At 40.0% G+C, this 13,918-nt stretch carries 14 protein-coding genes; all 14 read right to left on the reverse strand.

Annotation, left to right across the window (positions count from 1 at the left end; all coding sequences use genetic code 11):
* Positions 1 to 14: 14 nt before the first annotated feature.
* The 14 genes from fliJ to topA all read right to left on the reverse strand — a co-directional run bounded on the left by fliJ (position 15) and on the right by topA (position 13,893).
* Positions 15 to 452 carry a flagellar export protein FliJ gene (gene fliJ, locus M3196_RS10910; RefSeq protein ID WP_251322334.1) on the reverse strand — a complete coding sequence of 146 codons (438 nt, stop codon included), beginning with the start codon at positions 450 to 452 and terminating at the stop codon, positions 15 to 17.
* Positions 452 to 1,771, reverse strand: a complete 1,320-nt coding sequence (fliI, locus tag M3196_RS10915) for a flagellar protein export ATPase FliI (protein ID WP_251322336.1) — start codon at positions 1,769 to 1,771, stop codon at positions 452 to 454. The genes fliJ and fliI overlap by 1 nt, the downstream gene beginning before the upstream one ends.
* A complete protein-coding gene (gene fliH, locus M3196_RS10920; protein ID WP_251322338.1) occupies positions 1,761 to 2,564 on the reverse strand; it encodes a flagellar assembly protein FliH in 804 nt (267 codons plus the stop codon). The genes fliI and fliH overlap by 11 nt, the downstream gene beginning before the upstream one ends.
* A complete protein-coding gene (gene fliG, locus M3196_RS10925) occupies positions 2,557 to 3,570 on the reverse strand; it encodes a flagellar motor switch protein FliG (RefSeq protein ID WP_251322339.1) in 1,014 nt (337 codons plus the stop codon). The genes fliH and fliG overlap by 8 nt, the downstream gene beginning before the upstream one ends.
* Positions 3,571 to 3,583: 13 nt before the next feature.
* Complete coding sequence (gene fliF / locus M3196_RS10930) at positions 3,584 to 5,176, reverse strand: flagellar basal-body MS-ring/collar protein FliF (RefSeq protein ID WP_251322341.1); 1,593 nt, start codon at positions 5,174 to 5,176, stop codon at positions 3,584 to 3,586.
* An 81-nt stretch (positions 5,177 to 5,257) separates the two neighbouring features.
* Positions 5,258 to 5,557: a flagellar hook-basal body complex protein FliE gene (fliE, locus tag M3196_RS10935; protein ID WP_251322342.1), complete on the reverse strand. Its 300-nt coding sequence runs from the start codon at positions 5,555 to 5,557 to the stop codon at positions 5,258 to 5,260.
* Positions 5,558 to 5,569: 12 nt separating this feature from the next.
* Positions 5,570 to 6,022, reverse strand: a complete 453-nt coding sequence (gene flgC / locus M3196_RS10940; RefSeq protein ID WP_251322343.1) for a flagellar basal body rod protein FlgC — start codon at positions 6,020 to 6,022, stop codon at positions 5,570 to 5,572.
* 2 nt (positions 6,023 to 6,024) lie between these two features.
* On the reverse strand, positions 6,025 to 6,411 hold the full coding sequence (gene flgB / locus M3196_RS10945) for a flagellar basal body rod protein FlgB (protein ID WP_251322568.1): 387 nt from the start codon (positions 6,409 to 6,411) through the stop codon (positions 6,025 to 6,027).
* A gap of 334 nt (positions 6,412 to 6,745) precedes the next feature.
* Positions 6,746 to 7,525: a GTP-sensing pleiotropic transcriptional regulator CodY gene (gene codY / locus M3196_RS10950; protein WP_251322344.1), complete on the reverse strand. Its 780-nt coding sequence runs from the start codon at positions 7,523 to 7,525 to the stop codon at positions 6,746 to 6,748.
* A gap of 24 nt (positions 7,526 to 7,549) precedes the next feature.
* Entirely contained in the window at positions 7,550 to 8,944 is a 1,395-nt protein-coding gene (gene hslU, locus M3196_RS10955) for an HslU--HslV peptidase ATPase subunit (RefSeq protein ID WP_251322345.1), read from the reverse strand.
* Positions 8,945 to 8,969: 25 nt separating this feature from the next.
* Entirely contained in the window at positions 8,970 to 9,509 is a 540-nt protein-coding gene (gene hslV / locus M3196_RS10960; protein WP_251322346.1) for an ATP-dependent protease subunit HslV, read from the reverse strand.
* A gap of 23 nt (positions 9,510 to 9,532) precedes the next feature.
* Entirely contained in the window at positions 9,533 to 10,435 is a 903-nt protein-coding gene (xerC, locus tag M3196_RS10965) for a tyrosine recombinase XerC (RefSeq protein ID WP_251322348.1), read from the reverse strand.
* Positions 10,436 to 10,496: 61 nt separating this feature from the next.
* Complete coding sequence (trmFO, locus tag M3196_RS10970) at positions 10,497 to 11,804, reverse strand: FADH(2)-oxidizing methylenetetrahydrofolate--tRNA-(uracil(54)-C(5))-methyltransferase TrmFO (protein WP_251322350.1); 1,308 nt, start codon at positions 11,802 to 11,804, stop codon at positions 10,497 to 10,499.
* 13 nt (positions 11,805 to 11,817) lie between these two features.
* Positions 11,818 to 13,893, reverse strand: a complete 2,076-nt coding sequence (gene topA / locus M3196_RS10975) for a type I DNA topoisomerase (protein ID WP_251322352.1) — start codon at positions 13,891 to 13,893, stop codon at positions 11,818 to 11,820.
* Positions 13,894 to 13,918 lie beyond the last annotated feature (25 nt).

Here is a 13,918-nt window from a genome sequence, read left to right on the forward strand (position 1 = left end):
AAGCTCACCTGTTTTCACGACTTCGCATAACGCAATACGGAGAATTCATCATTCTGTTTATTTTCATACGAAGTCAGTTCCATTTCATAGGCATGAAATTGTTTTTCTTTCAGCTTTTCATATTTTTTAACTTCGATGGTCTGCTGAAGCAGCTTTTGCTGGATGACCTGCATTTGTTCTCTGGCCCTTTGAAGTACAGGCTGAAGTTCTTTTATTTTATTTGCCATCGAAAGAATAAAGCGCTGAGTGTTTTGAAGATCATTAACAAATATCCTTTGCTGAAACTGCTGATTTGACAGATTTTCAATATCTTCTTTACGTTTTAATAGACTGTAAACTTCTTCTGCAATACTCTCGAATGCCTGAACAGCTTCACCAAGCTCAAGTTCAATGGATTCTTTTTCTTTTTGTTTAACTGAAAGAACTTTTTCCATTGAAAATTGAAACGACATTACAGATCATCCTTTCCAAATTCCATCAGCAGCCGCTGAACGGCTTCATCAAAACTAACATCTTCATCGACCTGCTGTTTTAAAAAAGCGAGAATGCCTGGATATATTTGAATGGCCTCATCCACTGATTTAGAAGAGCCCCTCTTATATGCACCTATGCTGATCAGATCTTCTGCATCAATATAGGAGGAGAGCAATTCTCTAAAACGGTCTGCAGCCTGCCGATGCTCTTTTGAGACGATATCATTCATAACACGGCTGATACTCTTTAAGATATTAACAGCCGGAAATTGTCCTTTATTTGCTAGATTCCGGTCTAGAATAAAATGCCCGTCCAATATACCGCGTACTGTGTCAGATATCGGTTCGTTAAAATCATCTCCGTCAACTAAGACCGTATAAAAAGCAGTAATTGTACCGTATCGATTTGTTCCAGAACGCTCCAGGAGCTTAGGCAGTACTGCAAAGACGCTTGGTGTGTATCCTTTTGTTGTCGGAGGTTCACCGACTGCAAGACCAATTTCACGCTGCGCCATAGCTACACGCGTTACAGAATCCATCATCAGCATGACATTTTTTCCTTGATCCCTGAAATACTCAGCAATTGCAGTAGCTGTCTGTGCCCCTTTTATCCGCATTAATGCAGGCTGGTCAGAGGTTGCAACGATAACTATGGACCTTTTTAAACCTTCTTCACCGAGATCTCTTTCAATAAAATCAAGGACTTCACGACCGCGTTCCCCAATGAGTGCTATGACGTTTAGATCAGCTGTCGAATTCCTTGCCACCATCCCCAGCAATGTACTTTTTCCGACACCGCTACCGGCAAAAATCCCTACCCGTTGTCCTTTTCCTACGGTTAAAAGGCTGTCAATGGACCGAATACCCAGCTGTATGCTCTCATGAATTCTTGGACGCTCCATCGGATTAGGAGGATCGTTTTCCGTTGGATATCGGAATAACCCGCGCGGCAGTGAAGATCCATCCAGAGGAACTCCCATACCATCTAAAACCTTTCCTACTAAAGACTGTCCTACTTTGATTTCCAATGGTCTGTCTGTGGCTTCTACAAGGCTCCCAACCGCAATATCCTTAACGTATGTAAAAGGCATCAGCAGCACATTTTCTTCCTGAAAACCAACGACTTCAGCTTTTATCTTTTGTTTTTTGCCGTTGGAAGTATGGATGTAGCAAACATCACCAATGGATGTCTTCGGTCCTTTTGATTCGATCATTAAACCAATGACACGGATTACTTTTCCGTATCGTTTAAAGGAATCTATCGATTGCAATGAATCCAGCAGATGATCAACGTTCATGATCAGTCACCTCAATTTGTTCCAGCAGCTTTTCCTTTATTTCCTTCAACTGAACATCGAGGCTTGCATCAATTTTTCCGAACGGAAACTCAATTACAGCTTCATTCTCTTTTAATGTTTCATCTGGATAGATAAAAAGGGCTGCGGTGGATTGAAGCATGTTTTTCAATTCTTCACGATGCCCGACTGTCAAATCGAACCAATCGACCGGAACGTATAATTTCACTTCTTCAAACTCACGAGCTTCTTTTACTAGCTGCTTAACGATCGAAACCCATGTTTCAGGGGATTCTTCCAGTTGTTTTCCGATAATTTTTTCTGCTGCTTTTACAGCTAATAAAATCATTTGTGGTTCTGCTTCACTTAATACCTGATAATAATCCTGCTTCGTCTTTTCAATGAAATGCTTTACTTCATTCAGCTGAGACTGCCAGCTTTCTAGTCCCTGATGTGCGCCGTTTTGAAAACCAGCTTCATAGCCTTCTTGCTTAGCGAACTCCAGTTCATGTTCCATTTTAAGACGCCACTCTTGTTCTTCAGCTGCAAGTCTTTTCTGTTGTTCTTGATAAACCATCTCAGCCTCTGCTTTTATCTTAGCTGCTTCGCTGCGCGCTTCTTCTAGAAGAACTTCCGCTTCTTTTTTCAAACGGAGAATTTTTGTTTCATCATCTTCTTCTGCAAAAGTGCTGGATGAAGAGGTATAAAAGGAAACAGGCTGAATTCCGATTACTACATCTGTTTCTTCGTCTATTTTTTCAATGCGATTGTTAAAAGATTTTATTACCTTAGACAATCACATCATCTCCTCCGCCTCTGGCGATGACTAGTTCCCCTGCTTCTTCAAGTCTGCGGATCGTTCCAACAATTCTCGATTGAGCTTCCTCAACATCACGCAGACGGACAGGACCCATGAATTCCATCTCTTCCTTAAAGTTCTCAGCCATACGCTGTGACATGTTTTTAAACATAACTTCTTTTACTTCTTCACTTGATGCACGCAATGCAAGAAGAAGATCTTCGTTTTGAACTTCACGGATAACACGCTGAATGGCACGATTATCAAGTGTAACAATGTCTTCAAACACAAACATTCTTTTCTTGATTTCTTCTGCCAGTTCAGGATCTTGAATTTCTAATGCATCAAGAATGGTTCTTTCTGTACTTCGGTCAACGCCGTTAAGCACTTCAACTACTGCTTCAACACCGCCTGCCTGGGTAAAATCTTGTGTAACAGTGGCTGAGAGTTTGCGCTCTAAAATCTGTTCCACTTCGTTGATCACTTCAGGTGATGTCCTGTCCATCAATGCAATTCTTTTTGCAATATCTGCTTGCATTTCCTGTGGCAGTTCAGAAAGAATCTGACCTGCTTGAGAAGAGTCCAAGTATGCTAATATAAGTGCAATTGTCTGCGGATGCTCATTTTGAATAAAATTGAGTATCTGACCAGGGTCAGCTTTCCTTGCAAAATCAAACGGTCTAACCTGTAGAGTAGATGTCAATCTGTTTATAATCTGCATGGCTTCGTCTTTGCCAACAGCCTTTTCCAGGACTGTCTTCGCATATCCAATGCCGCCTTGCGTGATATAATCCTGAGCAAGCGCCAGCTGGTGAAACTGTGTAATGATTTCCTCTTTTAATGTTGAATCTACTTTTCTTACTTGAGAGATTTGAAGAGTCAATCTTTCAATTTCTTCTTCGCTTAAATGCTTGTACACTTGTGCTGCTACATCAGGTCCCAAAGAGATAACGAGGATCGCTGCTTTCTCTTTGCCTGACAGCTCTTTTACACCTTTTGCCATCGATCGCTACCTCCTATTCCTCTGACAGCCATGTTCTTACGAGTTTTGCAAACTCTTCTGGTTTTTCTTTAGCCATTCTTTCCAGCTGTTCTTTGCGTACTGTACCTTCTGAACCTTGCTCTTTATTCACATCTGGAACATAATAGGTCTGCTGTTCTTCCATCTCATATTCTTCTATCGTTCCTTTGTCTTCCTCCACTCTTCTTTTGCGTGTCAGTAAGAAGATTAAAAGAATAATAACGATCAGGAGGATACCACCTGTAATATACACCCAGAGAGGAATACCGCCCGATGCTGGTTCCTGGTCAGGCTTGCCGTTAAACGGCTGTGCTGAAACAAAAATTTTCTCTTGAATCTGTTCATCAGTCAGTTCGTTATTCACATCTTTAGAAATACTTGTTCTAACAATTGCACTCAGAATCTGCTCAATGTCATCCAAACGTTCTTGAGGCAAAGAATCTGGTTCTTTTGGATTTGGTGGCTCTACCATTACCTGAATCCCTAAATCACGAATCTGGTAGGGACTTTCAACGATCTCTTTACGAATTTTATTAACTTCGTTATTGATGCGTTCTTCAACTTTTTCGTAATCTCCGTTAGATCCTGCTGTCGAACCAGGATATGTAGGGACTTCCTGATCTCCAGTCCCGGTTACTCCGCCTGCAGCTGCACCTTCTCCTGTAAAGGTTTCACGAATACGTTCAACACTTATTTCAATACCCTTCATGTTTTCCTTATCAACAGGCTCAACAAGTGTTTCCTCACGTTTCTCTTCTGTAAAATCTATATCAGTCGTTACAGTGGCTACGACTTTTCCTTGGCCCATGATTGTCGAAAGCATTTGCTGTACTCTTCGCTGAAGGTCTCTCTCTACGTCTTGTTTAATTTTTCGCTGCTCTTCATACTTGGAAGCTGAAGAAGTAGAGTTCACTGAGTTTAAGTCATAATAATTAAAGTATTGGTCGGTAATGACGATATTTTCCATAGGAAGGTTAGAGACACTTTTAGATACAAGGTGATAAAGAGCTTTAACTTGATCTTCATTTAGCCTCGCCCCAGCACCCAGTGAAAGAACAACAGATGCAGATGCTTTCTCCTCTTCTTGATTCACCCAGACACTGCTCTCCGGCAGCGTGATCATCACACTGGCATCATCTACTCCGTTGATGCTTTTGATCAAATTGGCAATTTCCGTTTGGGTAGCTTCCCGCTCGAGAACTCCAAATTCTTTGTCAGTAATTCCGAAACCTGATTTTTCTCCAAAATAGGAAAAGTCGATATTTCCACTCTTAGGCAGTCCTTCTGCCGCAAGCTGTACTTGGAGATTGTTAACTTGTTCTTGTGGCACAAGGATTGTTTTCCCGCCATCCTGAACTTCATTGGCGACTCCTTTGCTATTCAGATTCTCTTGAATCTGGCCAGCTTCTTGTGGTGAAAGATTCGTATACAAAGGTACTAGATTCGGACTCGAAAACATGACGGTCAGAAAAATAAAAATTGCTATCAAAAGAAAGATTCCGCCAAGTATAAGCCCTTTTTGCATAGTTGAACGTGATTTGAAACGTTCTGTTATTTGCGTGGTGACTTGTTTCCATTTCTCTTTCATTTTTTCCCCCGATAAACACAATAAAAATTTTTTGAAGCTACCCCCAAAATAGAATGCACACTTCGAATTATGTATTAACTATTAAACTTGCATCCTCATGATTTCTTGGTATGCTTCAACCACTTTATTGCGAATTTCAAGAGTGGTTTGCAATGTAACACTAGCTTTCTCAGCTGTAATCATGACTTGGTGAAGGTTATCCATGTTGCCATTCATTAGTGCTTGTGTAGCTGCGTTAGACTGAACTTGTGTTTCGTTCACATTCTCCAACGCACCTTGAAGATAGTTCTTAAAGCTTTCTTGTGCTTCATAAGGTGTTGTTTTCATTGATGGAGAAATGCTGTTCATGCTCTGAATCGTTCCTAAAGTAATTTTGTCCATGTATTACCACTCCTAACGGCCGATTTCGAGGGCTTTTAAATACATCCCTTTTGCTGCATTCAATGCTGTAACATTTGCTTCGTAAGAACGTGTAGCGCTCATTAGATCAACCATCTCTTTCAGTGGATCAACATTTGGAAGCTGTACGAATCCATCTTCTCCTGCGTCCGGGTGATCTGGCTGATAGACAGATTTAAATGGTGTCTCATCATTTCTAATTTCACTTACTTTTACTCCATTAAGATTCCCATTCTGGTTAACCGCTGTATGAAACATGCTTTTAAAACTGGACTCACCTGAACCCAGCACAACCATTTTTCTTTTATAAGGTTCCCACTCGCCATTCGGTAATAATCTGCCTCTTGTTGAATCAACATTTGCCATGTTGGAAGAAGCTACATCCATTCTCAATCGCTGAGCTGTTAATCCAGATGCAGAAAAATTCAGTGCATCAAAAACTCCCATTCCTATCTCCCGCCTTTAACAACCATCTTTATTGAATTGAATTTTCCGTTGATTCTTTGCACAAGCGTCTGATAATACAATTGATTCTTAGCTAGTTCAGCCATCTCTTTATCCACATCAACGTTATTTCCGTTGTGGTTCATCGTTGTGCCGCCTTGTTCTTTTACATAAAAAGATGAAGGTCTATCCGTGCTGAAAGAAAGATGACGCTGGTTTGTACGGTATGCATTTAAACTTCTTTCAAATTCCTGTTTAAAAACGGTCTCTTTCGCTTTATATCCAGGAGTGTCCACATTAGCCAAATTATTTGAAATGGTTTTCTGTTTTAACGCTGATCCATCTAATGCCATCTCTAAATTTTTCATGACAGGGCTAGAGAACAAGTTGATCACTTCCCTCTTTTTTACTATAGATGTTTCATATAATGTTAAATCTTACCGCTATATCATATTTTAAGTGATATATCCAAAAAGTGTCTATGTATTTTTTCCCAAAATGACTTTTTTCGATAGAAAGCACTATGTTTCGACCATGACTTTATACCCATTTTCACTTCTAGTAATAAAATCCCTGTCTTATTTGCAGGTGCAGTACGTATTTACTACTCTTCATGAAATCGACATATTTTTTATAAAGAGGCAAATAATTGTCCATAACTTATTCTTATTTCCCGCAAAAATAAAAAAGCCAATCCAAAGTGGATCGGCTCTCTATCATTCTTTATTAAGAAGTTTTTAATTTTTCAAGTTCAAGCAAGAATTTATCGTTTAATACTTTAATATATGTTCCCTTCATACCAAGCGAACGTGATTCAATAACACCAGCACTCTCAAGCTTACGAAGAGCATTTACGATAACTGATCTTGTAATTCCGACACGGTCAGCAATTTTACTTGCAACGAGCAGACCTTCGTTGCCTTCAAGCTCTTCAAAAATGTGTTCAATTGCTTCTAGCTCACTGTAAGACAATGAACTAATCGCCATCTGTACAACGGCTTTATTTCTTGCTTCTTCTTCGATCTCTTCAGCTTTTTCACGAAGGATTTCCATGCCGACTACAGTAGCACCATACTCTGCTAATACTAAGTCATCTTCTTCAAATGAAGTAGATAATCTGGAAAGGATTAGAGTTCCGAGTCTCTCACCGCCACCAACAATTGGTACGATCGTTGTTAAACCAGTTGAGAATAAATCTTTATTTTCAACCGGGAACGCAGTGTAATCACTTTCAACATCGATGTTTGCCATTGATTCAGTAATGTTGAAAAGATTTTTTGTGTAATCCGTAGGAAATTGGCGATCCTGGATCATTTTTTTCATTCGCTCGTTTTCAATATCCTGTTTTAGTGCTGTTCCTAATAGTTTACCTCTGCGGCTGACTACGAAGATATTCGCACCAATTACAGAGCTGAGTGTTTCAGCCATCTCTTTAAAGTTAACTTGTTTCCCGCCTGTTTGCTGTAGCATTGAGTTAATGCTTCTTGCTTTGTTTAATAAATTCATTTTCTTTCTTCCTCCTACTGCATCCTATAATATATATTGGCTTAGATCCTTATTCTTTGCGATATTAGCCAGCTTTTCTTCTACATACTCGGGTGTAATGGTAATTTGATCTAAACTGATATCAGGCGCTTCAAAAGATAAATCTTCTAATAAACGCTCTAATATGGTATGAAGTCTTCTCGCACCGATATTATCGGTATCTTGATTCACTTCAAATGCGATACTAGCAATCTTAGCAATAGCATCGTCAGAAAATTCAACGTTTATACCTTCCGTACTCAATAGAGCTTTGTACTGTTTTATAATCGCATTATCAGGCTCTATTAATATACGTGTAAAATCTTCAACAGACAAGCTATTTAATTCTACCCTGATTGGAAACCTTCCTTGAAGCTCAGGTATGAGATCTGATGGCTTTGCCATATGAAATGCCCCCGCTGCAATAAAGAGAATGTGATCTGTTTTAATCGAACCATATTTCGTCATTACAGTTGAGCCTTCCACGATCGGAAGTATATCTCTTTGAACACCTTCTCTGCTTACATCTGCAGAATTTTGATTTTTTCCTGCAATCTTGTCAATCTCATCTATAAATATAATACCTGTTTGTTCAGTCTTGTAAACTGCTTCACTCGTAACGTCATCCATATCAATCAATTTTGCTGCTTCATCTTGTGTAAGAACTTTTCTCGCTTCACGGACGGTAAGCTTTCTTTTTTTCTTTTTCTTAGGCATAAGCCCGCCCAGCATATCTTGCATGTTCATACCAACCTGCTCCAAGCCTGAGCCTTGGAACATATCTAGCACTGATGGATTTTGTTCATCCACTTCTACAGTAACAAGATGATCTTCCATTTCTCCAAGAGCAAGCTTATGAGCCATCTGATTTCTTCTTTGTTTTAAGTCTCCCGCATCGTCCTGCTGCTGAGTCTGATCAGCATCCTGATTCCCGCCCCCAAAAAACATCTCTAGAGGGTTCTTATAATTCGTTTCAGTTTTTTTACCCGGAACAAGCAATTCCACTAGACGCTTATTTGCATTTTGCTCTGCTTTATCTTTTACTTCATTCATTTTTTGTTCTTTCACAAGCCTTACAGAAGTTTCGACTAAATCACGGACCATGGAATCTACATCCCGTCCGACGTATCCGACTTCTGTAAATTTTGTTGCCTCAATTTTTATAAAAGGAGCTTGTGCAAGTTTCGCAAGCCTTCTCGCAATCTCAGTTTTACCTACGCCGGTCGGACCGATCATCAATATATTCTTAGGCGATACCTCGTCGCGCAGTTTGTCATCCAGCAAACTTCTTCTGTATCGGTTACGGAGTGCTACGGCCACCGCTTTTTTAGCTTCTTTTTGTCCGATAATGTATTGGTCAAGTTTTTCAACGATCTGCCTTGGAGTTAATTGACTGTTCAAACAAAATCACTCCTTTTTAGGAATTTTACAATTCTTCTAAAACGATTTCTGTATTTGTATACACACAAATCTCACCTGCTGTTTGCAATGAAGCGAGTGCGATTTCTTTTGCAGATAGTTGGGGAGCATTATTTTTCAACGCCCTTCCAGCTGCAAGTGCATAGTTTCCTCCAGAACCAATCGCCAAGATTCCGTCATCTGGTTCAATTACTTCTCCAGTACCTGAAATCAGCAGCATATGTTCTTTATTCATAACAATCAGTAACGCTTCAAGCTTTCTTAACACTTGATCTGTACGCCATTCTTTAGCCATTTCCACAGATGCACGCTGCAGGTTGCCGCTGTATTCTTCAAGCTTGCTTTCAAATTTTTCATAAAGAGTAAAGGCATCTGCTACAGAGCCGGCAAACCCAGCCAGAACCTTGCCGCCATATAGTTTTCTTACCTTTTTGGCTGTATGCTTCATTACAACTGCATTACCGAAAGTAACCTGTCCATCACCCGTCATTGCTGCTTCTCCATTGTGCCGAATAGCAAAAATTGTAGTTGCATGAAAAGTTGACATAAAAAATCCCTCCCTTTTTGTTTTTATGCTCGCGGATGCGTATTATTATATATTTTTTTTAAATGATCTTTTGTAACATGTGTGTAGACTTGTGTAGAGGATAGCTGTGAGTGGCCCAGCAGTTCCTGGACAGCTCTTAAGTCTGCACCTTCATTGAGCATATGCGTTGCAAATGTGTGACGTAATACGTGAGGGCTAATATGTATTGTGAGCGATGACTCTTCAATTATTTTGTTCAATATGTTTCTTACGCTTCTCGCGCTTAAAGGTTCCCCTTTATAATTTAAAAATAAAGAATCTGATTTATTTTCAGTTTTTGCAAGCAGCATCTTGCGTCCGTTGGTCATATATCTTTCCAGCGCTTCTATTGCAAAAGAACCTAAGGGGACATATCTTTCTTTTCTTCCTTTTCCTTTTACTAATACGGCTTCAACAAAAAGATCGAGATCTTTTAACTGAAGTTTGCAGCATTCGCTTACCCGTATTCCGGTTCCGTAGAGTAGTTCGAGAATGGCCTGGTTTCTTTGTCCAATCGGTGTGCTTAAGTCAGACACGTTAAAAAGCTTCTCCAACTCTTTTTCATAAAGAAATTGAGGAAGCATTTTTGCTTTTTTTGGTAAAGACGCCATTGCAAAAGGGTTATGTTCCACGATTTTTTCACGGTTCAAAAACCGGTAAAAGCTCCTCATCGAAGAGATCTTTCTTGCAACGGTGTTCCTTGCATACTTCTTTTCATGCAGAGACACAAGATAATGTCTAACTAAAACATAAGAAACAGCAGCGAATCCTTCGATTGCTTGCTGTTTCAAAAAAGAAGTAAAGTCATTAATATCTTTTTCATAGTGTTCAATCGTATAAGGTGAACTGTTCTTCTCAATCATTAAGTAATTAAGAAAATCCACCACGAGCTGGCGTTCTGATTTCATTCCATACACCTCACAAAGCCCCTAAATCGTATCACAACTTAGGGGCTAAAGCAATAGATGTTCACAAATTTGTTATAAAATTCTGAATTGTTTCCAAGGCTCGTTCAGCTAGTGCTGTATTACGTTCCTGCTTATTTTTGATTCTCTTTTCCAGTGGAGGCAGCAATCCAAAGTTCGCATTCATAGGCTGAAAATTATCAGGATTAGCAGTAGTAATATAATAGGCCATGCTTCCGATTGCAGTTTCTTTCGGGAATACCGCTAATTCCTCGCCTTTTACGAGCTTTGCTGCATTTATTCCAGCAATAAGGCCCGATGCTGCACTTTCTACGTATCCTTCAACACCAGTCATCTGTCCTGCAAAGAAAAGATCTTTACGTGCTTTTAGCTGATAAGTATCATTTAAAAGCTTTGGAGAATTCAAGAATGTGTTGCGGTGCATAACGCCGTAGCGGACAACTTCTGCATTCTCCAAACCAGGTATCAGCTGGATAAGTTCTTTTTGCGGACCCCACTTCAAGTGTGTTTGAAATCCAACCATATTATATAACGTTCCTGCACTATTATCTTGTCTTAACTGTACCACAGCATAAGGAATCTTTCCTGTTTTTGGATCCTCTAGACCAACAGGCTTCATAGGACCGAATAGCAGGGTCTTTTTGCCTCGCTTAGCCATCACTTCAACCGGCATGCATCCCTCAAAAAAGATTTCTTTTTCAAATTCTTTAAGAGGTACTGTCTCCGCTGAAATCAGAGCTTCATAAAAACGGTCAAATTCTTCCTCGGTCATCGGGCAGTTTAAGTAAGCAGCCTCACCTTTATCATAGCGCGACTTCAAATAAACTTTATCCATATTAATACTGTCAACTTCAATGATTGGAGCAGCTGCATCGTAAAAATATAAATACTCTTCTCCGGTCAAGGAATTAAGCGCTTTAGATAAATTATCTGATGTTAAAGGGCCTGTTGCAATAATCGTTGGTCCTTCCGGAATTTCAGTTACTTCTTCCGTTATTACTTCAACATTCGGGTGGTTTTTGACTCTTTCCGTTACAAGACCTGCAAACTCGTGGCGGTCTACTGCTAATGCTCCTCCAGCAGGTACTGCACAATCGTCAGCAGATGAAATGATGACTGAATTCAACTTTCTCATCTCTTCTTTTAATACACCGACTGCATTTGTTAAAGTATTTGCACGCAATGAATTGGAACAAACGAGTTCTGCAAACTTCTCAGTATGATGAGCCGGTGTTTGTCTGACCGGTCTCATCTCGTATAACTTAACTTTTATACCACGGTTCGCGATCTGCCATGCAGCTTCACTGCCGGCAAGACCCGCTCCGATTACGTTAACATGTTCGTGGCTCATGAAGAAAAACTCCTTACTTTGCTTCCTCTTCGGAATAGTCGCAAGATACACATTGAACAACTTTTCCTTTTTTCGTTTTCTTTTCTACTAGCATACTATTACATTTTGGGCATGTTCTTGCAATAGGTTTGTCCCAAGAAACGAATTCACAGTCTGGATATCGGTTACAGCCATAGAATACCCGTTTCTTTTTACTCTTTCTTTCAACGATTGAGCCTTTGTGACAAGCCGGGCATTCAACCCCAATGTCTTTTACGATAGGCTTCGTGTTACGGCAGTCAGGAAAATTGGAGCATGCCATAAACTTGCCAAAGCGGCCCATCTTAAAGACCATTTCATGACCGCATTTTTCACAATTTTCACCAGCAGGCTCATCTTTAATTTCTACCTTTTGCATTTCAGCTTCTGCAATCTTCAGCTTCTTCTCAAAGTTTTTATAGAAATCATCGATGATTTCGATCCAGTTCTCTTTTCCCTCTTCAACTTCATCGAGATCACTTTCCATCTTGGCAGTGAATTCAACGTTAAACACTTCAGGGAAAAATTCAAGTGTCATCTCTAATACAAGTCCGCCAAGTTCTGTTGGGACGAATTTCTTGTCGTCTAAAGCTACATAGCCTCTTTTTTGGATCGTGTCCAGAGTCGGGGCATAAGTTGAAGGTCTTCCGATCCCCAATTCTTCCATAGTCCGTACGAGTCTTGCTTCTGAATAGCGCGGCGGCGGCTGGGTAAAGTGCTGTGTTGGCTCCAAGTCCTTCTTTTCAACCTGCATTCCTTCATTAACATCGGGAAGGATACGGTCTTCTTCTTTTTTGCCGTCATCGTTTCCTTCAACATATACCTTCATAAATCCAGGGAACTTAACCTTTGATCCGGTTGCGCGGAAAGTTACTCCGTTATTTTGAAGGTCAACTGTCATAGTGTCCAGTACGGCAGAAGACATCTGACTTGCCAGAAAACGTTCCCAAATAAGCTTGTAAAGACGGAGCTGGTCTCTGGATAAATAGGCTTTCAAATCTTTTGGATGATACATAACAGAAGTAGGACGAATGGCTTCATGGGCATCCTGAGCATTTTTTCCTGCTTTCTTTTCAGCTCTGGTGGTGTTCACGTATTGTTTTCCGAATTCATTAGCGATGAACTCTGAAGCTTCATTCTTTGCTGTATCCGATATACGCGTAGAGTCAGTACGCATATATGTGATCAAACCGACTGTACCTTCTTTACCAAGGTCGATCCCTTCATATAGCTGCTGTGCTAGCATCATCGTTTTCTTCGCTCTAAAGTTAAGCTTTCGAGCAGCTTCCTGCTGTAAGGAAGAGGTAATAAACGGCGGAGAAGGATTTCTTTTTCGTTCTTTCTTTTGTACAGATTCGATCGTAAATGATTTTCCTTTGATCTTGCTTAGGATATCTTTTACTTCTTGTTCATTGGAAAGTTCTCTTTTCTTACCATCCATGCCATAAAACTGAGCTTCAAAATCCTCTCCAGAAGCACTGAAAACCCCTTTGATTTTCCAGTATTCTTCAGGCTGGAAAGCTTCAATTTCTTTTTCACGTTCAACAATTAATCGCACAGCTACAGTTTGTACTCGTCCTGCACTTAAACCCTTTTTTATTTTCTTCCATAATAATGGACTGACTTTGTACCCTACAAGTCTGTCCAGAACTCTCCTGGCTTGCTGAGCATCGACTAAGTCCATGTTTATCTTTCTCGGACGCTTAAAGGAATCTTTTATCGCATTTTTTGTAATTTCATTAAATACAACTCTGCATTCAGAATCTAAATCTATTTCTAAGCTGTGAGCAAGATGCCATGCAATTGCTTCACCTTCACGATCCGGGTCAGCTGCGAGAAAAATTTGTTTTGCTTTTTTTGCTGCAGTTTTTAAGTCCTTTAGAATCGGACCTTTCCCTCGGATTGTAATATATTTAGGATCATAATTTTCTTCAACATCTACACCGATCTGGCTTCGGGGTAGGTCACGCACATGGCCCATAGATGCTTTTACGTCATATTTGCTCCCCAAATATTTTTTTATCGTCTTTGCTTTTGCGGGAGACTCAACAATGACTAAGTATTTTTCCATTTACAGTTTATCCCCCTTTAAGGGT

This window comes from Fictibacillus nanhaiensis (assembly GCF_023715445.1).
GTDB classification, from domain to species: Bacteria; Bacillota; Bacilli; order Bacillales; family Fictibacillaceae; genus Fictibacillus; species Fictibacillus nanhaiensis_D.